General features: G+C 71.7%; 16 protein-coding genes and 2 pseudogenes. 3 read left to right on the forward strand and 15 right to left on the reverse strand.

Features of this window, described 5'->3' with window-relative positions; all coding sequences use genetic code 11:
• The 5 genes and pseudogenes from ABZ471_RS11815 to tkt form a co-directional block, all read right to left on the reverse strand.
• Positions 1-897, reverse strand: a pseudogene (locus ABZ471_RS11815) (glucose-6-phosphate isomerase); the annotation flags it as partial.
• Between the two features lies 1 nt (position 898).
• Positions 899-1,825, reverse strand: coding sequence for a glucose-6-phosphate dehydrogenase assembly protein OpcA (gene opcA, locus ABZ471_RS11820; RefSeq protein WP_359065100.1), 927 nt, complete (start codon positions 1,823-1,825; stop codon positions 899-901).
• Entirely contained in the window at positions 1,822-3,414 is a 1,593-nt protein-coding gene (zwf, locus tag ABZ471_RS11825) for a glucose-6-phosphate dehydrogenase (RefSeq protein ID WP_359065102.1), read from the reverse strand. The genes opcA and zwf overlap by 4 nt, the downstream gene beginning before the upstream one ends.
• A complete protein-coding gene (gene tal / locus ABZ471_RS11830; RefSeq protein ID WP_359065104.1) occupies positions 3,414-4,556 on the reverse strand; it encodes a transaldolase in 1,143 nt (380 codons plus the stop codon). The genes zwf and tal overlap by 1 nt, the downstream gene beginning before the upstream one ends.
• Before the next feature lie 19 nt (positions 4,557-4,575).
• Positions 4,576-6,651 (reverse strand): transketolase, encoded by a 2,076-nt coding sequence (gene tkt / locus ABZ471_RS11835; RefSeq protein WP_359065106.1) that lies wholly within the window; start codon positions 6,649-6,651, stop codon positions 4,576-4,578.
• A gap of 145 nt (positions 6,652-6,796) precedes the next feature.
• Here tkt and ABZ471_RS11840 point away from each other — a divergent pair, with 145 nt between their 5' ends.
• Positions 6,797-7,699, forward strand: a complete 903-nt coding sequence (locus ABZ471_RS11840) for an AraC family transcriptional regulator (RefSeq protein WP_359065108.1) — start codon at positions 6,797-6,799, stop codon at positions 7,697-7,699.
• Between the two features lie 139 nt (positions 7,700-7,838).
• Here ABZ471_RS11840 and ABZ471_RS11845 read toward each other — a convergent pair whose 3' ends face one another.
• Positions 7,839-9,239 (reverse strand): glycoside hydrolase family 16 protein, encoded by a 1,401-nt coding sequence (locus ABZ471_RS11845; protein WP_359065110.1) that lies wholly within the window; start codon positions 9,237-9,239, stop codon positions 7,839-7,841.
• A gap of 447 nt (positions 9,240-9,686) precedes the next feature.
• Here ABZ471_RS11845 and ABZ471_RS11850 point away from each other — a divergent pair, with 447 nt between their 5' ends.
• On the forward strand, positions 9,687-12,356 hold the full coding sequence (locus ABZ471_RS11850) for an FAD/NAD(P)-binding protein (protein WP_359065112.1): 2,670 nt from the start codon (positions 9,687-9,689) through the stop codon (positions 12,354-12,356).
• An 89-nt stretch (positions 12,357-12,445) separates the two neighbouring features.
• Here the strand turns inward: ABZ471_RS11850 and ABZ471_RS11855 are convergent, their stop codons facing one another.
• Positions 12,446-13,252, reverse strand: coding sequence for a DUF817 domain-containing protein (locus tag ABZ471_RS11855; RefSeq protein ID WP_359065114.1), 807 nt, complete (start codon positions 13,250-13,252; stop codon positions 12,446-12,448).
• A 180-nt stretch (positions 13,253-13,432) separates the two neighbouring features.
• Between ABZ471_RS11855 and ABZ471_RS11860 the strand changes: the two genes are divergently transcribed.
• A complete protein-coding gene (locus ABZ471_RS11860) occupies positions 13,433-14,731 on the forward strand; it encodes a lipase family protein (RefSeq protein ID WP_359065116.1) in 1,299 nt (432 codons plus the stop codon).
• 85 nt (positions 14,732-14,816) lie between these two features.
• Here the strand turns inward: ABZ471_RS11860 and ABZ471_RS11865 are convergent, their stop codons facing one another.
• The 8 genes and pseudogenes from ABZ471_RS11865 to ABZ471_RS11900 form a co-directional block, all read right to left on the reverse strand.
• Complete coding sequence (locus tag ABZ471_RS11865) at positions 14,817-15,659, reverse strand: hypothetical protein (RefSeq protein WP_359065314.1); 843 nt, start codon at positions 15,657-15,659, stop codon at positions 14,817-14,819.
• Positions 15,660-15,667: 8 nt separating this feature from the next.
• A complete protein-coding gene (locus ABZ471_RS11870; RefSeq protein WP_359065118.1) occupies positions 15,668-17,347 on the reverse strand; it encodes a histidinol-phosphatase in 1,680 nt (559 codons plus the stop codon).
• 28 nt (positions 17,348-17,375) lie between these two features.
• Complete coding sequence (locus tag ABZ471_RS11875; protein WP_359065120.1) at positions 17,376-19,202, reverse strand: LamG-like jellyroll fold domain-containing protein; 1,827 nt, start codon at positions 19,200-19,202, stop codon at positions 17,376-17,378.
• A gap of 44 nt (positions 19,203-19,246) precedes the next feature.
• A pseudogene (locus tag ABZ471_RS11880) lies at positions 19,247-20,668 on the reverse strand (beta-galactosidase domain 4-containing protein); the annotation flags it as partial.
• Positions 20,669-20,754: 86 nt separating this feature from the next.
• On the reverse strand, positions 20,755-21,591 hold the full coding sequence (locus ABZ471_RS11885) for a carbohydrate ABC transporter permease (protein ID WP_359065122.1): 837 nt from the start codon (positions 21,589-21,591) through the stop codon (positions 20,755-20,757).
• Positions 21,592-21,605: 14 nt separating this feature from the next.
• Complete coding sequence (locus ABZ471_RS11890; protein WP_359065124.1) at positions 21,606-22,562, reverse strand: sugar ABC transporter permease; 957 nt, start codon at positions 22,560-22,562, stop codon at positions 21,606-21,608.
• Entirely contained in the window at positions 22,562-23,848 is a 1,287-nt protein-coding gene (locus ABZ471_RS11895; RefSeq protein WP_359065126.1) for an extracellular solute-binding protein, read from the reverse strand. The genes ABZ471_RS11890 and ABZ471_RS11895 overlap by 1 nt, the downstream gene beginning before the upstream one ends.
• Positions 23,849-23,899: 51 nt before the next feature.
• The gene (locus ABZ471_RS11900; protein ID WP_359065129.1) at positions 23,900-24,958 is read right to left on the reverse strand and encodes a carbohydrate kinase family protein; all 1,059 of its coding nucleotides are present in this window, start codon (positions 24,956-24,958) and stop codon (positions 23,900-23,902) included.
• Between the last annotated feature and the right edge of the window lie 54 nt (positions 24,959-25,012).

Consider the following 25,012-nt stretch of genomic DNA (forward strand, 5'->3'; position numbering starts at 1 on the left):
CATCAGCGACAGACCGATCGCGGAGTCGTACGAGTACCGTCCGCCGACCCAGTCCCAGAACTCGAACATGTTGTCCGGGTCGATGCCGAACCCGGTGACCTTCTCGGCGTTCGTGGACAGCGCCACGAAGTGCTTCGCCACGGCCTTCTCTCCCCCGCTCTCGAATTCGCTCGAGCGGGAGGTGCCCCCATCGTCCAGGCCCTCCAGCAGCCACGAGCGGGCCGCGGTGGCGTTGGTGATCGTCTCGATCGTGGTGAAGGTCTTGGACGCGACGATGAACAGGGTCTCCGCCGGGTCCAGGTCGCGGGTGGCCTCGTGCAGGTCGGCGCCGTCCACGTTCGACACGAACCGGAACGTCAGCTCCCGTGCCGTGCAGGCGCGCAGGGCCTCGTAGGCCATCGCCGGACCGAGGTCGGAGCCGCCGATGCCGATATTGACGACGTTGCGGATCCGCCTGCCGGTGTGGCCGGTCCACTCGCCCGAGCGAACCCGCTCGGCGAAGTCGGCCATCTTGTCCAGGACGGCGTGCACGCGCGGTACGACGTTCTCGCCGTCGACCTCGATCACCGCGTCCCGCGGGGCGCGCAGCGCGGTGTGCAGCACGGCCCGCCGCTCGGTGATGTTGATCTTCTCGCCGCGGAACATCGCGTCCCGCAGCGCGAACACGCCGGTGGCGGTGGCGAGTTCCTGGAGGAGGGCCAAGGTCTCGTCGGTGATCAGGTGCTTGCTGTAGTCGATGTGCAGATCGCCGGCCCGGACGACGTACCGCTCGGCGCGGCCGGGGTCCGTCGCGAACAGCTCCCGCAGGTGCGGCTGCCCCTCTGCGCGGTGGTCGGCGAGGGCCGTCCACTCGGGCCGGCGGGTGAGCTTCGGGGTGTCTGACGGTGCGTCGGACATGTCAGGCGTTCTCCTTGGTGGCCCCGCCCTTGAGGGCGATGGCGTACATCTCGTCGGCGTCGAGGCGGCGCAGCTCCTCGGCGATGAGTTCGGAGGTGGAGCGGACCTTCAGGGCGAGGGTGCGCGGCGGCTGGCCCGGCAGGGTCAGCGTCGCGAGAGGCCCTTCGGGCCGGTCGACGACGATCTCGCCGCTCGCGGTGCCGAGGCGCACGGCCGTGACGACCGGGCCCCCGGAGACCACCCGGTCCACCGGGACGTTCAGGCGGGCCTCCAGCCAGCGCGACAGGAGTTCGGCGCTGGGATTGTCCTGCTCGGCCTCCACGGCCGCCGACGTCACCTTGGTCCGCGCCTGGTCCAGGGCGGCGGCCAGCATGGACCGCCACAGCGTGAGCCGGGTCCAGGCGAGGTCGGTGTCGCCGGGAGCGTAGTTCCGGGCCCTGGTCTCCAGGACCTCCATCGGCCGCTCGACCGCGTACAGGTCGGTGATCCGGCGCTGGGCCAGCGCGCCCAGCGGGTCCTTCGACGGGGTGTCGGGCGCCTCCACCGGCCACCACACCACCACCGGGGCGTCCGGCAGCAGCAGCGGCAGGACCACGGAGTCGGCGTGGTCGGACACCTCGCCGTAGGTCCGCAGCACGACCGTCTCGCCGGTGCCGGCCTCCGAGCCGACCCGGACCTCGGCGTCGAGGCGGGAGGTGGTGCGGTCGCGCAGGGTGCGGGCGTGCCGCTTGATGACGACCAGGGTGCGCGAGGGGTGCTCGTGCGAGGCCTCCTCGGCCGCCTTGATCGAGTCGTAGGCGTTCTCCTCGTCCGTGACGATGACCATCGTCAGGACCATGCCCACGGCCGGGGTGCCGATGGCGCGGCGGCCCTGCACCAGCGCCTTGTTGATCTTGCTTGCCGTGGTGTCGGTCAGGTCGATCTTCATGGCCTGCGCCAGCTCCGTCCGTCTCGTGCGAGCATCTCGTTTGCCTCTTCCGGACCCCAGGTGCCCGACGGGTACTGAGCCGGCCTGCCGTGCTTCGCCCAGTACTCCTCGATCGGGTCGAGGATCTTCCAGGACTCTTCCACTTCCTGGTGACGGGGGAACAGATTGGCGTCGCCGAGCAGTACGTCAAGGATGAGCCGCTCGTACGCCTCCGGGCTCGACTCCGTGAACGACTCGCCGTAGGCGAAGTCCATGGACACGTCCCGGATCTCCATCGAGGTGCCCGGCACCTTGGAGCCGAAGCGGACGGTCATGCCCTCGTCGGGCTGGACGCGGATGACGATCGCGTTCTGCCCCAGCTCCTCGGTGGCGGTGGAATCGAACGGGGAGTGCGGGGCCCGCTTGAAGACGACGGCGATCTCGGTGACGCGGCGGCCGAGCCGCTTGCCGGTGCGCAGGTAGAAGGGGACGCCCGCCCAACGGCGGTTGTCGACGCCCAGCTTGATCGCCGCGAAGGTGTCGGTCTTCGACTGGGGGTCGATACCGTCCTCCTGGAGGTAGCCGACGACCTTCTCGCCGCCCTGCCAGCCGGTCGCGTACTGGCCGCGCACGGTGTGCTCGCCGAGGTTCTCCGGCAGCCGCACCGACTTCAGCACCTTCAGCTTCTCGGTGAGCAGCGCCTCCGCGTCGAAGGCGATCGGCTCCTCCATGGCGGTCAGCGCCATCAGCTGCAGAAGGTGGTTCTGGATGACGTCACGGGCCGAGCCGATGCCGTCGTAGTAGCCGGCCCGGCCGCCGATGCCGATGTCCTCGGCCATGGTGATCTGCACGTGGTCGACGTAACTGCGGTTCCAGATCGGCTCGTACATCTGGTTGGCGAAGCGCAGCGCCAGGATGTTCTGGACCGTCTCCTTGCCGAGGTAGTGGTCGATCCGGAACACCTGCTCCGGATCGAACACGTCGTGCAACACCGCGTTCAGGTCCTGCGCCGACTTCAGGTCGTGGCCGAACGGCTTCTCGATGACCGCGCGCCGCCAGGAACCCTGCGCCGGACTGGCCAGGCCGTGCTTCTTCAGCTGCTGCACGACCTTGGGGAAGAACTTCGGCGGGACGGAGAGGTAGAAGGCGAAGTTGCCGCCGGTGCCGCGGGAGGCGTCCAGCTCGTCGACCGCGTCCTTGAGCTGCTTGAAGGCGGTGTCGTCGTCGAAGTCGCCGGGGATGAACCGCATGCCCTCGGCGAGCTGCTGCCACACCTCCTCGCGGAACGGGGTCCGGGAGTGCTCGCGCACCGCGTCGTGGACGACCTGCGCGAAGTCCTGGTCCTCCCAGTCCCGGCGGGCGAAGCCGACGAGGGAGAAGCCCGGCGGCAGCAGGCCGCGGTTGGCCAGGTCGTACACGGCCGGCATCAGCTTCTTGCGCGACAGGTCGCCGGTCACGCCGAAGATGACCAGGCCGGAGGGGCCCGCGATGCGGGGCAGCCGGCGGTCGCGGGTGTCCCGCAGCGGGTTCTCCCAGTCGGCGGCCGGGGCGAGCGGAACGCGCACCTCCGTGGCAGGGGGCGTCTCGGGTTCCGGAGCCTTGGTAGTCATTACGCGTCCACTCCCTTGCTGTCCAGGGACTTGGCGACGGCGTCCAGCAGGTCCTGCCAGGCCGCCTCGAACTTGGCGACGCCCTCGTCCTCCAGCTGCTGGACGACCTCGTCGTAGGAGATGCCGAGCCGCTCCACGGCGGCGAGGTCCGCGCGGGCCTGCGCGTAGCCGCCGGTCACCGTGTCACCGGTGACCTCGCCGTGGTCGGCGGTGGCCCTCAGGGTGGTCTCCGGCATGGTGTTCACGGTGCCGGGCGCGACCAGCTCGTCCACGTACAGCGTGTCCTTGTACGCGGGATCCTTCACCCCGGTGGAGGCCCACAGCGGACGCTGCTTGTTCGCCCCGTCACCGGCGAGCGCCGACCAGCGCCCGGACGCGAAGACCTCCTCGTAGGCCCCGTAGGCGAGCCGCGCGTTGGCGAGGGCCGCCCGGCCCTTGAGCGCGAGGGCCTCGTCGGTGCCGAGGGCGGTCAGCCGCTTGTCGATCTCGGAGTCCACGCGGGAGACGAAGAAGGACGCCACCGAGTGAATCCGGGACAGGTCCAGGCCCCGCTCACGGGCCTTCTCCAGGCCGGCCAGGTAGGCGGCCATGACCTCGTGGTAGCGCTCCAGCGAGAAGATCAGCGTCACGTTGACGCTGATGCCGAGGCCGATGACCTCGGTGATCGCCGGGAGGCCCGCCCGGGTCGCCGGGATCTTGATCATCACGTTGGGGCGGTCGACCAGCCAGGCCAGCTGCCTGGCCTCGGCGACCGTCGCCTCGGTGTGGTGGGCGAGGCGCGGGTCGACCTCGATGGAGACCCGGCCGTCGCGACCCTCGGAGGTCGTGTATACAGAATCCAGGATATCGGCGGCTGCACGCACGTCGGCGGTCGTCATCATCCGCACGGCCTCGTCGACCGTGACACCCCGTACGGCGAGGTCGGTCAGCTGCTCCTCGTATCCCTCGCCGGAGCCTATGGCCGCCTGGAAGATCGACGGGTTGGTGGTGACGCCGACGACGCCGCCGCTCTCCACCAGCTCGGCCAGGCCGCCCGAGGTGATCCGCTTCCGCGACAGGTCGTCCAGCCAGATCGACACGCCTTCGTCGGCGAGGCGCTTGAGGGCTCCGGAGGTCGCGATTGCTTCGGTCACAGTGATCATCTTTCTGGTCGCGTCGGTATCAGGCGCGCGCAGCGGCCAGCGACTCGCGGGCAGCGGCGGCGACGTTCTCGGGGGTGAAGCCGAACTCGGCGAACAGTGTCGTCGCATCGGCGGAGGCACCGAAGTGTTCGAGAGAGACAATCCGACCTGCGTCACCCACGAACCGGTGCCACGTCAGACCGATACCGGCCTCGACGGCGACGCGGGCCTTCACGGCCGGCGGCAGCACCGAGTCCCGGTACCCCTGGTCCTGCTCCTCGAACCACTCCACGGACGGCATCGACACGACCCGCGTGCCGATCCCCTCGGCCTCCAGCTGCTCCCGCGCGGCGACGGCCAGCTGCACCTCGGAGCCGGTCGCGATGATGATCACCCCCGGGGTCTCGGTCGACGACTCGCGCAGCACATAGCCGCCCTTGGCCGCGTCCTTGTGGGGCGCGTGGACCGGCACGCCCTGGCGGGTGAGCGCGAGCCCGTGCGGTGCCGGGTGGGTGGCGTGCCTCTTCAGGATCTCGGCCCAGGCGATCGCGGTCTCGTTGGCGTCCGCCGGGCGGACGACGTTCAGGCCCGGGATCGCACGCAGCGAGGCCAGGTGCTCGACCGGCTGGTGCGTCGGGCCGTCCTCGCCGAGGCCGATGGAGTCGTGCGTCCACACGTACGTCACCGGCAGCTGCATCAGCGCCGACATGCGGACGGCGTTGCGCATGTAGTCGGAGAAGACCAGGAAGGTGCCGCCGTAGACGCGGGTGTTGCCGTGCAGGGCGATGCCGTTCATCTCCGCGGCCATGGAGAACTCGCGGATGCCGAAGTGGACGGTACGGCCGTACGGGTCCGCCTCGGGCAGCGGGTTGCCCTTCGGCAGGAAGGGGCTGGTCCCGTCGATGGTGGTGTTGTTCGAGCCCGCGAGGTCGGCGGAGCCGCCCCACAGCTCGGGGAGGACCGGGCCGAGCGCCTGCAGCACCTTGCCGGAGGCCGCGCGGGTGGCGACCGACCTGCCCTCCTCGAACACCGGTAGGGCGTCCTGCCAGCCCTCGGGCAGCTCGCCCTTGCTGATCCGGTCGAAGAGCTGCGCCCGCTCCGGGGCGGCCGTGCGCCACTCGGCGATCCGCTTGTCCCAGGCCGCGTGCGCCTCGGCGCCCCGGTCCAGGGCCCGGCGGGTGTGCTTCAGGACCTCGTCGGTGACCTCGAAGGTCTGCTCGGGGGCGAAGCCGAGGACGCGCTTGGTGGCGGCGATCTCGTCCGCGCCGAGTGCGGAGCCGTGGGAGGCCTCGGTGTTCTGCGCGTTCGGGGCCGGCCAGGCGATGATCGTGCGCATCGCGATGATCGAGGGGCGCTCGGTCTCGGCCTGCGCCGCCCTGAGGGCCGCGTACAGGGCGGGCACATCGATGTCGCCGCCGAGCACGGGCTCGACGCGCTGCACGTGCCAGCCGTAGGCCTCGTACCGCTTCAGCACGTCCTCGGAGAAGGCGGTCGCGGTGTCGCCCTCGATGGAGATGTGGTTGTCGTCGTAGAGGAGGACCAGGTTGCCGAGCTTCTGGTGGCCGGCCAGGGAGGAGGCCTCGGCGGAGACGCCCTCCTCCAGGTCGCCGTCGGAGACGATCGCCCAGACGGTGTGGTCGAAGGGGGAGGTGCCCTCGGGGGCCTCGGGGTCGAACAGGCCGCGCTCGTAGCGGGCGGCCATCGCCATGCCGACGGCGTTGGCGACACCCTGGCCGAGCGGCCCGGTGGTGGTCTCGACTCCCGCGGTGTGCCCGTACTCGGGGTGGCCGGGCGTCTTCGAGCCGTGCGTGCGGAACGCCTTCAGGTCGTCCAGCTCCAGCTCGTACCCGGCGAGGAAGAGCTGGGTGTAGAGGGTGAGCGAGGTGTGTCCGGGGGACAGCACGAAGCGGTCGCGGCCGGTCCACTCCGGGTCGGCCGGGTCGTGCCGCATCACCTTTTGAAAGATCGTGTACGCGGCAGGGGCCAGGCTCATCGCGGTTCCCGGATGACCGTTACCGACCTTCTGTACGGCGTCTGCCGCGAGAAGTCGGGCGGTGTCCACGGCACGCCGGTCGAGGTCGGTCCACTCGAAGCCGTCGGATGTCTGCGTGCTCATCTTCAAGAAGTCCTCGTTCAATGCGTGATCACTGGCCGGACGCGTTCAAACCTAAAAGTCTGACTTTTTAGAGGGAAGGGCAGGGTGTGTCAGCCTGTGGTGAATCTGGGACAGTGATCGCGCGAACGGACGGCACAGAAAGAACATGGCGGACAGAACACCCCGACCCAGTGGCGACGGCAGGGACGGCGACGGGATCAGGACCTTCCCCTTCCCGGCCGAGCTGACCGTCGGCGGCGTCGGCATGCAGGTCGGCACCATGGGGAGCGGAACCTGGCGGGTCGACGCTCCGCTGGACCGGATCCACCGCATCGACTTCCACGTCGTCATGCTCTTCACCGACGGCCCCGTACGGCACATGGTCGACTTCGCCGAGTACGAGGCGACGGCCGGAGATCTGCTGTGGATCCGCCCCGGACAGGTCCACCGGTTCTCCCGGACCAGCGGGTACCGCGGCACCGTCCTGGCCATGCAGCCCGGTTTCCTGCCCCGCGCCACCGTCGAGGCCACCGGCCTGTACCGCTACGACCTGCCGCCGCTGCTGCACCCCGGCCCGGCGCAGCTCACCGCGCTCCGGGCGGCTCTCGGCCAGCTGCGCCGCGAGTACGAGGACACCGTCACGCTCCCGCCGAGCCTGCACACGGCCGTGCTGCGGCACACCCTGACCGCGTTCCTGCTGCGCCTCGCCCATCTCGCCGCCAGCTCGGCGCAGGGGTCCCGGGAGCGGTCGGACACCACCTTCACCCTCTTCCGGGACGCCGTCGAGCAGGGTTTCGCCACCAACCACAGCGTCAGCGCCTACGCCGACGCGCTCGGCTACTCCCGCCGCACCCTCGTCCGCGCGGTCCGCGCGGCCACCGGCGAGACCCCGAAGGGCTTCATCGACAAGCGGGTCGTCCTGGAGGCCAAGCGCCTCCTCGCCCACACGGACATGCCGATCGGCCGCGTCGGGGCGGCCGTGGGCTTCCCCGACGCGGCGAACTTCTCCAAGTTCTTCCATCTGCACACCGGCGTCACGCCGGCGGCGTTCCGGGCGGAACTGCGCTGAACGGGGGGCCCGGTCGCGCACCTCCTCTTCACCACCCGTGGATCACCAGCCGGTGCCGGGCGTCAGCCCGGTCGGCGGGTTCGCGTCGCCCGGCCGGCACGCCGGCCGGGGAGCGCGTGGTCATCGGTCGGCTTCCCTGTCAGTGGCCGAAGTCGAACCAGTTGACGTTCACGAAGTCCGCCGGCTGACCGCTGGTGAAGGTCAGATAGACGTCGTGGGTTCCGGTGACGGAGCTGATGTTCGCGGGCACCGTCGTCCACGCCTGCCAGCCACCGGTGTTGGCCACCGAGAAGCTGCCGACCGGCGCGCTCGTACGGCTGTCGAGGCGCACCTCGACCAGTCCGCTGACCCCGCCCGCGGCGCCGCTCGCGACCCGGCCGTAGAACTGACGGGCCGCCGTGGAACCGAAGGCGACGCCCTTGTACAGCGCGTAGTCGCCGTTCGCGAGCGTGCTGATGTTCTGGCCGCCGCCCGTGTCGGTCGTGGTCTCGGTGCCGACGCCCGCCTGGCCGTCGTACGACTCGGCCTGGATCGCGCTGTACGCGTCACGGTTGCCGGTGGGCGGCGGGGTCGTGCCCCCGCCGCCGCCGGCCGACCGCAGGACCTGGACGTAGTCCACGACCAGCGGGTGACCGGGGTCCGTGCCGGCGTCCGGGCCACCGCCGAAGGCGTCCGGGAAGCCGCCGCCCATCGCCACGTTCAGGATCAGGAAGTAGCCGTGGTTCGTGGCGTTCGCCCAGGTGGTCGCGTCGACCTGATTCGCCCGTACCGTGTGGAAGTTGACGCCGTCGAGGTAGAAGCGCATCTCCTCGGGGCTCGTGGACCTGTCCCACTCCACCGCGTACGTGTGGAAGCCGGCCTGGCAGGTGGTGCCGGCGCAGGGGGTGTTGCCGCCGATGCCGGAGGTCTCGTTGCAGGGGCCGCCCGGAGAGGTGCCGCAGTGCATGGTGGCCCACTCGGTGTTGAGTCCCTGGACGTTCTCCATGATGTCCAGTTCGCCGATACCCGGCCAGTTCCAGTAGTTGCCGCGGAAGGGCGCGCCCAGCATCCAGAACGCGGGCCAGTATCCCTTGGCGGCGGCGCCGGTCACGTTCGGCATCTGGAGGCGGGCCTCGACGCGGAGCTTGCCTCCTGCCGGGGGCTGGAAGTCGGTGCGGACGGTCTCGATGCGGCCCGAGGTCCAGTTGCCCGCCGCGTCGCGCCGGGGGGTGATCCGGAGGTTTCCGGCGCCGTCCAGGGAGACGTTGTCGGTGCCGGCGGTCATGGTCTCGACCTCGCCGGTACCGAAGTTGGCGGGCCCGCCGGGGTAGCTCGTGCCCGTCGTGTACTGCCAGTCGGAGGTGTTGACGCCCGATCCGGCGGGACCGTCGAAGTCGTCCAGGAAGACCTGGGACCAGCCGGACGGAGGGGTGGGGGCCGATGCGTTCGCCGGGAGGGTGGCGGCCGTGGCGGCGGCGGACGCCAGGCAGAGTGTGCCGAGCACGGCGACCAGCACCCGCCGCAGGGGGCGCCGTCTGGGTATGCCGGAGGAATCGCTCATGGGGGAGGGCCTCTCGGGTACGGAGGGGTGTGCGGGAGTCGGTCGGAGCGCTCCCACAGGATGCTGAGAGCGCTCTCAAGGTGCCGCCAATGTGCTCCCCGCCCCTGCGGTCGTCAAGAGTTAAAGCAGGGAAAGTCCTTTCGCCGCAGGCGAGTTCACCCCGTGAAGCCGCCCGTACCGGCTCGGACCGCACCGCCCGCCCGGCCGTGGCGGCCCGGTCCCACGCCGCGGTCACATCCGAGCGGGGTTTCCCCGGGATTCCTCCGAGGACGCGCGCAGAGACGGCTGGATTCCGTGGTTGTGGGGGCCGCTTCGCGTGTGAACAGAGTATGAGCACCGACCGGTCGTCCTGCGTTTCCGGTGAACTCCCCGTCCCGGCATGGTTTCCCCACCCACCCGATCGGAACAGTGAAGAAGCAGTTTCGCCGACCCCTGCCGGAGGTTTCCGTGACCGAAGTCCGCAAGCGGCACACCGTGGCCATCGTCGGAGCCGGCGCGGCGGGCGCCCTGACCGCCGTCCAGCTCTGCGAGACGGCGACCCGCCGCCGGACTCCCCTCGACGTCGTGCTGATCGACCCGGCTCCGGAAGCGGGCCGCGGCACCGCCTACGGCACCCGCGACCCAGGGCACCGTCTGAACGTGCCCGCGGGCAACATGAGTGCCTATCCGGACGACTCCGGTCACTTCACCCGCTGGCTGTGCCGGCACGGCGAACCCGAGGTCACCGGCGCCGACTACGCCACCCGCCACCGCTACGGCGCCTATCTCGCCGACACCCTCGGCCAGGCGATCGTCCGCGCCCACGGCACGGTCGCCGTACGCCGGCTGCGCACCCGGGCGGAGAGTTGTACCGGCACTCCCGACGGCAGGGTGGAGCTCCGCCTCGCCGACGGGGGACAGCTGACCGCCGACGCCGCCGTCCTCGCCACCGGCCCCGCCGCCCCGACCGCCGCCTGGGCTCCGCCCGCCCTGCGCGCCTCGCCCCGCTTCGTCGGCGCGCCCTGGGTGCCCGGTGCCCTGGACGGCGCCCAGGACAGCACCGACGACGTGCTGCTCGTCGGCACCGGCCTGACCGCCGTCGACCTCGCCCTCACCCTCGACCGCCCCGGCCGCACGGTGCACGCCCTCTCCCGCAACGGCCTGCTGCCCCAGCCGCACACGCTCGGACCGGCCGGCGTGATGCCCGCGCCGGAGGACCTGCACGACACGTCCCTGGGCAGGCTGCGCCGCGCCGTCTACCGTCACCTCAGCCGCTCGGTCCGCACCCACGGTGACTGGCGCCCCGGCCTCGACAGCCTCCGCCCGCACATCACGCACCTGTGGCGCAGCCTCACCCCCGGGGAGCGGGAGGAGTTCCTCGCCCGTGAGGGCTCCCTGTGGAACACCCACCGCCACCGCATGGCACCGGCCACCGCCGAGCATGTCTCCCGGGCCCGCACCGCCCGCCGCCTCCAGGTCCACACGGGCACGGTCGTGCGGGTCACCGCACCCGACGGCGGACCGCTCGCCGTCGAGCTGTCCGGCGGCCGTACGCTGCACGTGGGCTGGGTGGTCGACTGCACGGGCCCGGGACGGCGCCTCGACGACCCGCTGTGGCGTGCGCTGTTCGCGTCCCAGTCGGCGGTTCCCGGCCCGCTGGGCATGGGCGCCGCGACCCGGGACGGCCGCCTCCTGGACGCCCGTGGCGGAGCCGGTCTCCCTCTGTTCACGCTGGGCGCCCCGCGTCGGGGCGAACTGTGGGAGACCACCGCGATCCCCGAGATCCGCGTCCAGGCGGCCGAGTTGGCCCAGCAGCTGCTGGCCCCGCTCACCCGCAGGCCGCGTACGACCCGCCGCCCCGTCGACGGCCAGGGTCTCGCCCTGACCACCCACGCCGAGGCGGCCGCCGCCTACCGCGGCGGGCTCGACCGGGTCCTCAAGGTCCGTTCCGGAGCCCAGCACGCCTTCGCCCGCGCGGTCGCCCTCGACCCCGGCTTCGCCCTCGGTCATGCGGCCCTCGCCCTGCTGGGCCACGAGTGCGGGGCCGCCGTCGACGTGCCCCGCGCCCTCGCCGACGCGCAGCGCTCGGCCCGGGAGCGGGCCGACACGCGCGAGCGCTCCTTCGTGGACGTGGTCACGCGCCGGGTCACCGGCGACGACGGGGACGAGGCGCTCGTACGACACCTGCGGGCGTATCCCGCCGACGCGCTCGCGCTCGCCGCGGCCGTGCCCACCATCGCCTTCTCCGGTGTCAGCGACCTGCACGACGACGACGCGCTCGGACTGCTCGACCTGACGTCACCGGCGTACGACGGGCACTGGTTCCACACCTCGCTGCTCGCCTTCCTGCGCCAGGGGCAGGGCCGCCTGTACGAAGCGGGCGAACTCGCGCACCGGGCGCTGGCCGTCGAGCCCGCCTCCGGGCACGCCGTGCACGCCCTGGCGCACGTGCACTACGAGTCGGGCGCGCACGAGGCAGGCCGGGACTGGCTGGACCGCTGGGTGTCCGGCCGGGGCCGGGGCGCGGTCCACCGGGCGCACTTTTCCTGGCACATCGCCCTGCACGAACTCGCCCTCGACGACGCGCCGGCCGTGCGCAGGCGCTGGTTCGCGCAGCTCGCACCCGGCCAGGTGACCGGTGTACGGGCCCTGGTCGACTCGGGGTCGCTGCTGTGGCGGGCGCGGCTGAGCGACAACTGGCGGGGCGAACTGCCCGCGGCCGACGTGCTGGACTCGGTCGAGCGGGAGGTGCTGGAGCGGCCGGCGACCGCGTTCACCGCACTGCACGTCGCGGTCGCCCTCACCGCCGCCGGGGACCTGCCCGCCCTGCGGCGGCTGCGCGACCACGCCTTGGGCGCGGACCCTGTGCAACGCGAGGTCGTCGCGCCGCTGTGCGAGGCGTTCGCCGCACTTGTCGAGGAACGCTTCGGGGAGGCGGCCCGGGGCCTCGAACCGCTGCTGCCGATGCTGCGCAGGGTCGGCGGCAGCGCGGCCCAGCGGGAGGTCGTCGAGGAGTCGCTGCTGTACACGCTGGTGGCGGCGGGCCGCTGTGACGCGGCCCGCCGTCTGCTGGACGCCCGCCTCGACCGCAAACCGGCCCCCCGCGACCGGCGTCTGCTGGCGGCGCTGTCCGGCTGAGCCGCGAGGTCCGTCTCCGTCGGGGTCCTGTTCGCTCGTCCGTAGGACAGGACCCCGACCCGTCCCGTCCGGTGCGTACGGGGCGCCCGTCATGAGGGCGGTGGCCTGTGCGGGGTGTCCGGATTCCGTCTGCCGAGCGCCGCGAGCACGAAGGTGACGCTGATGAGCAGGGCCCATGCGCCGAACTTGCCGGCATCGACGGGCTGCCAGCCGTGCAGCTGGTACGGGTAGCGCCACGCGCCCACATAGGTGGCGAGGTTCTCCGCCAGCCACAGGAAGAACCCGATCAGGGCGAACGACAGCGCGAGCGGCATGCGCCGCCGTACCCCGCGCACCGTGTAGTGCACGAAGGTACCCGCGGTGACGGCTGCGAGGAGGGCGGCGAGGGGCCAGCGGGCGTCGGGCAGCCAGTGGTGGCTGAAGAAGTTGACGTAGACGGCGGCGGCCACCAGTGCCGTCGCCCGCGGCCGGTAGCCGGTCAGCTCCAGGTCGAACAGGTGCCAGGCCCGGCAGACGTAGCTGCCGACGGCCGCGTAGAGGAAGCCCCCGTACAGGGGGACGCCCGCGAACTTCAGCACGGCCGGCTCCGGGTAGCTCCACGAGCCGAGCGAGACCTTCACCAGCTCGAAGGCGAGACCGGTGACATGGCAGGCGGCGATGACGGCGACATCGCGTCCGCTCTCCCAGCCGCGCCGCCAGAACAGCAGGGTGAGGAACACGCCGTAGCCGACGAGCAGGTCGTAGCGGGCCACCGGCAGCGACGGCAGCAGGGCCGATGCCGCCACACCGGACAGCAGGGCGATGGCGAAGGCGCAGGAGCGGGCCTGCGTCCAGGTGAAGTCGAGCAGTTGGCCGACCGGGGAGGCCGGGACACCGGCCGGGTTTGTAGTGGGCATGGTGATCAGGGGGACGACGGCCGGCCCTTCTCCGGTTGCCCGTCACGCTAGTCAACGGCACACAGCCCTGCCCCCGCCGGTTCGTCGTCCTTTAACTATCAGTGCTTACCTACGCCTCCGTAACCTCACGGCCTGCCCAGCTTCACGTACCTCTGCACCGCATGGAAGGGACGCTCTGAGGTGAACTTTCACAGCTCGAGGAAGCCACTGCGCAAGAGAGCCGCACTGCTCGCCGCCGCGGGCCTGCTCGGGGGACTGCTGGCCGTGCCGGCGGTGACCGCGTCGGCCGGGACCCCGGAGGCGTGCTCCGCCGCGGACGCCGACATATACCGGCCTCCGGACAACCCCACCGCCGCACCGGGCGCCGTCGTCGCCTGCCGCCGCGTCGACTCGCTGCCCATGGTGGTCGGCGGCCCGCCGCTGGACGCGTGGAAGGTGCAGTACGGCTCCACCGACGGACGCGGCAGGCGGGTATCCGTCGCCGGCACCGTCGTCGTACCGCACAAGCCGTGGACCGGAGCGGGCGAACGGCCGCTGGTCGCGTTCGTGCCGGGCACCCTCGGCATCGGACCGCAGTGCGCGTTCTCCAAGCAGCTCGCGGGCCAGTACCAGGACGCCTACGAGGGCCCGAACATCGCGGCGCTGCTCAACGCCGGTTACGCCGTCGCCGCCACGGACGGCCAGGGATACATGGACGGCCAGGTCCACCCCTACGCCTCCGGAGCCGAGGCCGGTCACGCCGCCCTCGACATGGCCCGCGCGGCCTCCCGGGTGCCCGGCACCGGGGTGAGTCCCGATGCCCGGGTGGGTGTCTGGGGCTACTCGGAGGGCGGCTCCGGCAGCCTGTGGGCGGCCCAGCTCGCCCGGTCGTACGCGCCCGAACTGGACGTCGTCGGCGTGGCCTCCGGCGGGATCCCCGCCGACCTCAAGCAGGTGGCGGGCAACCTCGACGGACAGTTCTTCGCCGGGTTCCTGGTGGACGCGTTCATCGGCCTGTCCGTCACCCATCCGGACATGCCGTTCGACAGCATCCTCAACGACAGCGGCCGCAAGGCCGTCAAGGACGCCGAGTCGCTGTGCGCGGCCGGCACCGTGAGCCGCTTCCCGGGCGCGCGGATCGAGCAGTACACCGAGGGCGGACTGACGCTCGACCAGATCTACGCCCTGCACGGCACGGACGGCACCACCTGGGGAGACGCCGTCGCGGCCAACAAGCTGGGGGCCGGGATCGGCGTACCCGGCTCCGGCGCCCGCTACGAGATCGGCTTCCCGGTGCTCCAGTACCGCGGCCTGCTGGACGAGGTGATCCCCGCCCGGACCGCGGGCGAGACCCGCCGCGCCTACTGCGCCGCCGGCATCAGCACCCGCTGGACCACGTACGCGGGCGACCACCTCACCAGCGACCCGCACGCGATCGGCGACGTGGTGGCCTGGCTCGGCGACCGGTTCGACGGCAAGGCGGACACCGGGAACTGCTGACCCCGGGCCGTGACGGCCGTACGGAGGACGTCCCCGCGCCACAGCCCCACGGCGCGGGGACGTCACGGCTTCCACGCGTGAGCGTCTACTGCTGCCGGTAGGCGTACACGGTCGTCGCGACCGCGCACACGCCCGGCGGGATCACCTCGGCCCGCAGGGTGCCGCTGCCCGGGTCGTAGTCGACGCCCTCCGCCTCGAACGCGCCGGTGCACACGCTCTGTTGCGGCAGCCCGAACAGGCCCGTCACCGTGCCGGTGACCGGCTTGCCGTCCAGGGCGTGCGGCAGGTCGACCCGGAGCAGCGGCCTGCTCTGCGGGAAGAGCGCACCGGAGGCGTCGTCCGAGGCGCACAGCAGCCGGGTGGCCGTGACGAAGTCACAGCCCTGGATGTCCCGCACCGGCCGGTCCAGGCTGATCTGGCCGGCCTGCGCCAGCGACCCGCCGGTGGCCGGCGTGGCCGGGTTCAGCAGGGGCGCCGGGAACACCTGGAGCCGGTTCTGGTCGCCCCACTCGCCCGACACCAGCCACTGGCCGTCGGGCGAGACGGTCGCGAAGGAGTTGTTCACCTTCTCGCCCGGGTCCAGCGGATGCACGTAGTCGTACCGCTTCCCGGACGGCGTGGTGACCGCGTACAGCTTCGAGGCGGCCGTGTCCGCGCCCTGGTAGGCGTCGAAGACGTACCCGCGCGTGATGTCCGGGTCGCCGACGTGGTTCCAGCCCCTGACTCTGAGGTCCAGCGGAATGTCGAGCAGACCGCGGTGCAGCAGCGACCCGTCCGCCCGGCTCGCCAGCCCCTGCCCGCCGCCCAGGGTGTCGGTGTACGACGTCCCGGCCGGCGCCCACCGGGGTCCCTCGGCGGCGGACGCGCTCGGGGCGCCGAGCGCGAGCGCGCCCAGTAATGCGGTCAGAGCGACCAGTTGACGCTTCATCAGGCCTTTCATCGGGCTCCTGCCACGTCGACGAAGATGGGATTGGAATAGAACCACGTATCGATCCACGGGTCACCGTTCCCGGGCTCGTGCGCGATCGGCCCGTGCGGGTCGACCGCCGCGCCGAGGAAGCCGGTGCCGTGCCGGTTGCCGTCGCTGCCGCGCAGCCGGACGTAGCAGGACTCGTCGCCCGCGGTCAGCGGGATGCGCAGGGTGTACGTGCCGGTGCGGCCGCTGACGTCCCTGGTCTGCACGACCTCGGTGTCGGGCGCCCGCCAGCCGTCCCGGTCGGCCACCGGGCCGCGCACTGCACCCCGGATCACGTCGACGTGCGCCAACCGGGGCAGGATTCCGTGCGGGTTGGCCCGGGAGGCGGTGGTCACCGTGACGTACAGCGAGAGCCTCTCGCCCCTGCGGACCCGCAGCCGGCCGCCCAGCGTGACGCCCCGCCCGAAGTCGCAGTCCCGCTTGAGCCGCACGTCGAGCCCGTCGAGCAGATGCCCGTGGTCCACCCAGACCCGGCCGGCGCGCAGGCCCGCCATCACGGCGCGGTAGCCGTAGCGGGTCACGCCGACATGGGTGCGGCTGAACTCGCCCGGCCAGAAGTCGCTGCCGGGCTGCGGGGTGTCCGTGTCGACCGGGTCGGGCAGCTTCCCGGTGTCGTCGAAATTCTGCCCCGGCTGCCAGTCGCCGTTCTTCCAGGTGTCGAAGACGGTCCGGTGGTTGTCGGAGTTGGTGGTGATCGAGAACAGCCTGCCCTCGGCCAGCATCGCGTCCCACAGACCGCCGACGGTCGCGGTCGCCCAGTCGAAGCCGCCGTACGTGACGTAGGCCTCCGCCGGGTACCCGGCGAAGGAGTTGGCGGACGGCTTGTTCTCGTACTCGCCGCGGATCGACGTGGTCGCACCGCGCCAGCCGGGGATCGCCGCGCCCTGGGCGCCGGGCGCGCCCTCCATGCCGATCACGATCTCGGGGGCCGCGTCGCGCCAGTTGCGTATCTCGTGCGGCGAGTCGATGCCCAGGCGCAGCGGGTGGTTGGCGAGGACGAGAACGTCGTCGACGTAGCCGGTGCGGCGCTGTTCGGCCAGCCACCGGACGGCCTTGACCGCGTGGGCCTCGTTGCGGGCGGTGTCGGCGTCGGCGGCGCCGCCCTTGTCGTAGCCGAGCAGCTTGCCGTCGTAGGCCAGCTCGAACTGCGTGAGCAGGTCGGTCTCGTGGGGGCCGGGCGCGGCGAAGACCGTGGCGTGCTCGGCGGCCGGGATGTACCACTCCAGGCCCTGGAAGATCAGCTGGCGCGGGTTCGCCGCACGGGCCTTGAGGATCTCCGCATGCTCCAGCTTCGCGCCGTGGGCGGCGTGCCCGAAGTTGGAGTGCTCGTTGAAGACCATCCAGTCCAGGCCGTAGCGGGCGGCGGCCTGGGCCTGCTGCGTGAACGTGTACTTGGCGTCGTGGCTGTAGACGGAGTGGACGTGGTGGTCGCCCACCAGATAGGCCAGGCGCGGGTCGTCGCCGCCGAAGCCGTTCCCGCGGTCGGCGGCGACGGCGGGCGCCGCCGCCGACCCGAGAGCGAACGCGGCGCCGAACAGACCGGCGCGGCGAAGAAGACCACGTCTCGACACGCCTTGGGCGTCGAGGTCGGAGGGGGAGACGGTCGGGTCGGCCCAGGCGGGCAGCTGCTGCTCGGTCATGATCGTCGAAGGCTCCTCTTCGAGAGCGTCAGTGGTTCATGAAGGACGTGACGGGCAGCGCCCGCGCGACGATCCGGACGTCGCCGAGGCGGCCGTGCAGGATCTGGTCGATCTTCCCGGCGTACTCGTAACCCCCGAGCAGCCACGGCAGCCCGAGCGAGGTGATCCCGACGGCGGCCGCGTGCGGATTGCGGGCCACGGGACAGCCCTGGACGTACATCGTCGTGTGCCGGCCGTCGTTGACCACGGCGAGGTGCCACCAGGTCTCGCGGGAGGTCTCGTCGCCCCAGTTGGTGGCGATGCCCTGCTGGTCGAGCGGGCGCATCGCCCACTGCGGCCCGGGCCCGTCGGAGAGCGACAGCGTGGCGAGCGGCTCGTCCGGATCGTCCGCGGTCCGGCCGGCCGCGCCGCCCGTGCCGGTACGGCTGAGCAGCCCGGCCCACGCGTGGTGCGCGGCGTCCCAGTCGGCGGGCAGCCGGTAGAAGGCCTCGATGGTGTAACCCGACGCGAACGTCGCAGAGTTGAGAGGCGCTCCGTCGACCGTCTTCAGATACGCGCCCTTCAGCGGGGACTTGTACCCGGTGAACTCCAGGCTGCCGTGGCCGGGCTGGTCCGGGTGGTGGTCCGCCGACCAGCCGAGCGAACCGCCGCCCACCGAGACCGGGACGAGGTCGTTGCCACGCCCGGACAGGTCGCGGACGGTGCCGGACACGGGCGCGTCGAAGCGCCAGTACGCCATCGTGCCGGGGACGACCATCCGGGACGCGGGCCGGGCCGGACGCGCCGGCACCGGGTCGAAGCCCGAGAAACGTTCCGCGAAGTCGATCCCGACGGAGAACCGGTCCGCGTCCCCGCTCAGCTCGATCTCCTGCCGCTCCAGCTCGTTGAGCCCCTTCGCGGCGCGGCCGAGGATCCACGGGGAGATCGTCTCCACGTCGATGACGTTCCGGTCGAGGTCGAAGCGGTACAGGCGGATCATCGCCGCGCCGCCGAAGTACCGGTTCTGGTAGTTCGTCAGATGCAGGTGGACGTCGTTGCCGGCCGCGTTCTTTCGGACCGCGCGGCCGGCCGGCCAGTAGTGCCCGTTGAGGGTGAGGAAGATCTGGTCGTGGTCCTCGACCAGCTGGTCCCACAACTGCTGCCCGTAGGAGGAGAGGGAGTCGTCCTCCTGGACCAGCTCGTGGGTGGTGAGGACGACCGGCGTCCGGGGGTGCCGGGCCAGCACGTCCCGGGCCCACGCGTACCCCTTCGCCGACAGCCGCCAGTCCAGGGCGAGCACCATCCACTCCCGCCCGGCCGCCCGGAAGAGGTGGAAGGTGTTGTAGCCGTCGGGCGAGGAGCCGCCGAAGGTCGCCTTGTCCCTGAACCGCTGCGGCCCGAAGGCGTCCAGGTACGGCGTCGCACCGCGCTGGTCGTCCGTCGAGGACCGCACGTCGTGGTTGCCGGCGACGACGCTGTAGCCCACGCCCCGCCGGTCCAGGATCCCGAACGCCTCGCCGATCGCGGCGAATTCCTCCTCTGCACCGTTCTGGGTGAGGTCGCCGAGGTGGGACAGGAAGACGATGTTCTCGTCCCGGCCGTGCTCCAGCAGGTAGCGCAGGGACGCCTCGACGGGCGCCTTGTCGATGCTGGGGCCGTCGAAGAGGTACTGGGTGTCGGGCATCACCGCGAGGGTGAAACGGCGGCTGTCCGCATCGGGCCGCCGACCGCTCCGGGGAGCGGCCTCGGCGACGGCCGGCAGCGCGACCCCGGCGGTGGCGGCGGCGCCGAGCAGCGCCGTGGCCCTGAGGAAACCGCGCCGTCCGGCTCCGGCCTGCGCGGCCTCGCCCTGGGGGTGGTCATGCGAAGTACACACGTGTGCTCCGTGAGAGGTGAAGGGGAGAGGGGGCGTGGGGGGAGTCAGAGAACGCGCAGGGTCCAGCTCCAGCGGTGGACACCGGCGCGGACGAGAGGGGCGGGGGCGGGGGAGGTGCCGGGGCCGCAGGACGCCGTGCCGAGGCCCCGGTGCGCGGCGTCGAGGTGCACCACGCAGCCCGGGCCGGGCACCGGTTCGTCGTGGTGGGCCGCGGCGGTCGGGTCCTCGGTGCGGAGCGGGGGCCGGGTGAGGGTGACGGACACCTGGCGCGGTTCGTCCAGCTCGACCGCGAGCCCGGTGGCATCCGCCGCCGACAGCGTGAACCGCCGTACCCCGTGCCGGCCGCCGCTCTCCTGCGGGCGCGGACGCGGTGTGACCAACGCGTCCACGGGCGGCGTGTGACGGCCGGCCGGCGCACCGGCCGAGCGGTCCGGACGCGACTCCCCGGGCTCCCGCCCGAACCACTCCAGCAGGTCGAGCCCCGGCACCGTCTCGAACACCGAGCCGACCCGGGCCACATCGGCGAACTCCGCCGGCAGCTCCGCGGACTCGGCCACCCGGACACCGCCCTCGACCGGCCTGAACTCCTGCCGGTGCCGCACCACACCGGCGGTCCCCGCGTACTCGGCGAGCACGGTGACCGCCTCGCCCACGCGACGCACCGAGACGACCTTGCGGACCAGCGCGTCCGGACCCCAGGTGCGCCTGCGCCGGGCGACACCGCCCCGCTCGTCGTCTTCGGCCGGCGCCCGCCGCAGCGACAGCACGGGCGCGGCCGTCAGCAGCGGATGCACCAGCAGCCCGTCGTCGTCCACCGCCACCGGCGGCCCGGACACGGCGGACCCGGGCTCCACCAGGGCGGCGGCCCGCAGCCGTACCCGCGGCGCGCACACCTCCGTACCGCGCGGCGCCCACGGCTCGTCCTCGGCGGTCGTCACCCGCAGCGTCAGCCACGCCTCACCGCCGTCCGCCGGCAGCGCGAAGGGCAGCGGCACCGCGGCCGTCTCGCCCGGCCGCAGATCGGGCAGCTCGGCCGGGCCCGTCAGCGTACGGCCGTCGGCCAGGGACAGCTCCCAGGCGGCCGCCAGCCAGGTCAGGCCACGGAAGTGCTGGTGGTTGGCGAGGACGATCCCCTCGTGCCGGTAGCACCGGATACGGACCGGAGCCGCGATCTCCCGGTCCTCGTACGGGGCCGGCGTCGGGCTGCGGTCCGGGAGGACCGCCTCGTCCGCGACGCACGCGCCGCCGTGCACCGTCCCGCCGAAGTCGCCGCCGTACGCCCAGCGGTGCCCGGGCGCCGCGACACCGTTGTCATGCAGTCCGGCGCCCGTGCGCCCGGCCGGTCTTCCGTCGCTCACGCGCTGCAGAATTCCGTGGTCGCAGGACGCCCGGATGAAGCCGCCCTGAAAACCCGGCGTTGACTCGATGGCCGCCCAGTGGTCCGCGAGCGTGCCCGAGCCGTCGCCCGTGGTCGGACTCGTCGCCGGTACGTACTCCGGAGGGGGTGCCTTGCAGGGGCGCGGTGCCGGCAGCGGGTCCAGCGGCCGGTCCATCAGCGGATGGCGCCCTTGGCGAGGTCGCCGATGATCTGCCGGGCGCCGATCGCGAACACGATCAGCAGCGGGATCAGGGCGAGCAGGGCGCCGGTCATCACCATGCCGTAGTCGGTGGTGCCGTGGGTGCCGTTCAGCTGGGAGAGGGCCACCTGGAGGGTGACGTTGTCCGGGTCGGTGAGGGCGATCAGGGGCCAGGCGTAGTCGTTCCACTGGCCCATGAAGGTGAAGATGCCCAGGAAGGCCAGGCCCGGGCGGACCACCGGGAGAGCCACGTGCCAGAACTGGCGCAGGAAGTCGGCGCCGTCGATGCGGGAGGCGTCCAGCAGCTCGTCGTGGATCGCGCCCTTCATGTACTGGCGCATCCAGAAGATACCGAACGCGTTGGCCGCCGCCGGCACGATCAGCGAGGTCATCGAGCCGATCCAGCCCAGCTTCGCCATGATCACGAACTGTGGGACGGCGGCAAGCTGCGCCGGCACCATGAAGATGAGCATCAGCAGCCCGAACAGCGGCCGCCTGCCAGGGAAGTCGAACTTGGCGAAGACGAACGCGGCGAGCGAGTCGAAGAACAGCACCAGCACCGTCACCGATCCCGCCACCAGCAGCGAGTTCAGCATCGAGCCGAAGAAGTCGACGCTGTCGAGCAGATGGCGGACGTTCTGCAGGAAGTGCGAGCCCGGCAGCAGCTTCGGCGGATACGAGAAGATCTCCGACGACGTGTGCGTCGACATGATCACGGCCCAGTAGAACGGGAAGGCCGAGAGCAGCAGCCCGATGACCAGGACGGCGTGCAGGGCGATGCCCCTGCCGCGGGTTCCCTTGATGGATGCCATGGTGACCGGCCTGCCTATTCTTCGCCCCGGCGCTGCAGCAGACGCCAGTTGATGATCGAGAAGAGGACGACGACGAGGAAGATCCCCCAGGCCACGGAGGCGCCGTAGCCGAAGTCGTTGTTGTCGAAGGTCTGCTGGAAGAAGTAGAGGACCATGGTCCGGCCGGCGTGGTCCGGGCCGCCCGAGAACGTCGAGTCGTTGGCGGTCGTCTGCAGCAGCACCTGCGGCTCGGAGAAGGACTGCAGACCGGTGACCGTCGAGACGACCAGCACGAACAGCAGCACCGGCCGCATCATCGGCAACGTGATCCGGAAGAAGGTCTGCACGGGACCCGCGCCGTCCATACGGGCTGCTTCATACAGTTCACCGGATATTGTCTGCAGTCCCGCGAGGAAGATGATCGCGTTGTAGCCGGTCCACTGCCAGGTCATCAGCGTGGCGACGGCGACCTTGATGCCCCACGGTGTGTTCAGCCACGCCACCTGGTCGAGCCCCATGGCCCGCAACAAGGCGTTCACCAGCCCGAAGTTGGTGGAGAACACCGAGCCGAAGACGATCGCGATCGCCACCACGGAGGTGACGTTCGGCAGGAAGTAGGCGAAGCGGTAGACGTTCTTGAAGCGGACCGCCGAGTTGAGCATCACGGCCGTCACCATCGCCAGGAAGACCATCGGGAAGGTGGCCAGCGCCCAGATGAGCACCGTGTTCCCGACCGAGCTCCAGAAGTCGCCGTCGTCCAGCAGATACCGGTACTGCGACAGACCCGCCCACTCCATCGGACCGAGGCCGTCCCAGCGGTGCAGGGAGACGTAGAGCGAGAAGCCGACGGGTATCAGGCCGAAGCCGAGGAAGAGGAGATAGAAGGGGGAGATCGCGGCGTAGAGGTGCCAGTACTTCCGAAGGCCCTTCCTCCGCCGTGCGGCGGCCGACCGTTGCGCGGTCGCCGGCGGGGTGTCCAGCGTGGTGGCCATCAGTGGCTCACCCCCAGGTGCTGCGCGATGCGGCGGCACTTGCCCATGGCGTCGCTCCAGGCCTTGTCCGGGTCCTTGCCGAGGACGCCGACGTTCTTGATCTCGTCCTTGATGGGCTGCCCGAGTGCCACGTCGTACGGGCTGTTGTAGGCGACCGCGATCCTCTGCGCGGCCGGCCCGAAGACGTCCATCGTGATCTGGCCGCCGAAGAACGGGTCGGGCGCGCGCAGTTGCCGCTGGCCGTAGGAGGCGGGAGTGGAGGGGAAGAGGCCGGCGTCGACGAAGCCCTGGGCCTGGTTGGCGGCGTTCAGCATCCAGGTGATGATCCGGAAGGCCTGCTCGGGCTCGCGGCACGCCTTGGTGATCGACAGGAACGAGCCGCCGTTGTTGGAGGGCCGCACGGGCATCTGGGCCACCCGCCAGCGGCCCTCGGTCTTCGGTACACCGCTCTTGAGGTCGTTGGTCGCCCAGGAGGCGCCCAGCTGGCTCGGCAGTTTGCCGTCCTGGACGGCGGAGAACTGGTCGGGGGTGCCGTTGACGAGGTCCGAGACGATCCCGCGCCGTTTCGCCTCCACGGCCAGCGCCCAGGCGTGGCGCACGTGTTCCTGGTCGCCGATGAAGTGGCGGTCCTTGTCGACGTACCGCTTGCTGCCCTGCTGCACCGCGTTCTCGAAGACGGCGTTGACGTCGGTGAGCAGACAGGTGCCCGGGATCCGTCTGCGCAGCTGCTCGCCCGCCGCGAAGAACCGGTCCCAGGTGTCCAACTGGCGCGAGACGTCGTCGGGTTCGTACGGCAGCCCGGCCCTGCGGAAGACGTCGTACTGGTAGAAGTGGGCGACCGGGCCGCAGTCGATCGGGAAGCCGATCATCGTGCCGTCGTCGGCGATGCCCTGGTCCCACTTCCACGACAGGTACCGGCTGCGGTACCTCTCGGCGCCGAGGGTGCGCAGGTCGACGAACTGGCCGGCGTTGGGCAGGTAGGACGCCATGTCCTCGCCCTTGAGGCCCGCGATGTCGGGGATGTGGGCGCGGCCGGTCATCGTGGTGACCAGCTTGGACCGGTAGTAGCCGCCGATCTTGACGGCCTGGAGGTCGACCGAGCTGCCGTAGCGGTTCCTGGCGTTCTTCAGGACCGTGTCGCCGAGGCCGCCGTCCCAGTACCACAGGACCATGTTCCGGCCGGTGGAGCCGGTCGGGACGGCGCAGCCGGACGCCAGCCCGCCGAGCGCCGCGGCCGCCGCGGGGGCCAGGCCCGCGCGCAGCAGGCCTCTTCGTGAGAGCCGCACAGCTCCCACCGCCTTTCGGATCTGTTCGGGTCTTCGCTGGGGTGCGGGGGGTCAGTGCTGCCGTGCGGGGGGAGTGACGGGGGCGTACCTGACGGGCGGGCCGGGGTCCGCCGGGAGACGGTCCGCGAGGTAGCCGTAGGCACGCCTGAGGTCCGGGTCGGTCAGCGAGTGCCACCAGCGGTCGACGCCGTACCAGCCGGGTGCCGCGAGGGCTCCGCCGTGCCGCTGGACGGAGAGGCCGGCGGCCAGGACGCCGAAGCGCAGCCGTTCTTCGAGCGGCCAGCCCGCGAGCGTGGCGGCGACGAAGCCCGCCCCGAACACATCGCCGGCGCCTGTCGCGTCCACGACATCGATGTCGAGGGCCGGGACGTCCGCGTACTCACCGGTGGTCTGGTCGACGGCGACCGCCCCGTGGCCGCCGCGTGTCACGACGGCCACCGGGACCAGTTCGGCCAGCGTGCCGAGGGCGGCGAGGGCGCTGTCGGTGCGCGTGTAGGCCATCGCCTCGGCCTCGTTGGGGAGGAAGGCGTGGCACAGGGAGAGCTGGTCGAGGAGGCCGCGGGACCACTGCCGGGTGGGGTCCCAGCCGACGTCGGCGTAGATGTGCGTGCCGTTCGCGGCGGCCTTGGCGAGCCACTCGCGGGGCTCCGCCTCCAGGTGCACGAGGGCGGTGCGCGCCGGGGGCGGGTCGCCCATCAGCACGTCCTGCGAGTACGGCGGCTCGGTGCCGTGGGTGACCAGGGCGCGGTCGGAGCCGGGGGTCCCGCCTGCCCCGACCGAGCCGGGAGCCTGGGGGAGGGCGAGGGAGACGGTGACCGGGGTGGGCCAGCCGTCCGCCCGGCGGGAGAGAGCGAGGCCGACGCCCTCCTGGCCGGCGAGGACCTCCTGGCAGTGGGCGCCGTAGAAGTCGTCGCCGAAGACGGTGGCGAGCGAGGTGCCGAGGCCGAACCGGGCCGCGGCGACCGCGAGGTTGGCGATGCCGCCCGGTCCGCAGCCCATGCCCGAGGTCCAGATCTCCTCACCCGGTGCGGGCGGCCTGCCCAGGCCCGTGAGGACGAGGTCGTAGAAGAGCAGCCCGGTCAGCAGCACATCGGGCCGGTCGTCATCCACGGCGGCGTCCTCTCGTCAGAACTCTTCAAATTCGATGCCCGGAATCGTGCGCCG

The organism is Streptomyces sp. NPDC005728 (assembly GCF_040630895.1).
GTDB lineage: Bacteria > Actinomycetota > Actinomycetes > Streptomycetales > Streptomycetaceae > Streptomyces.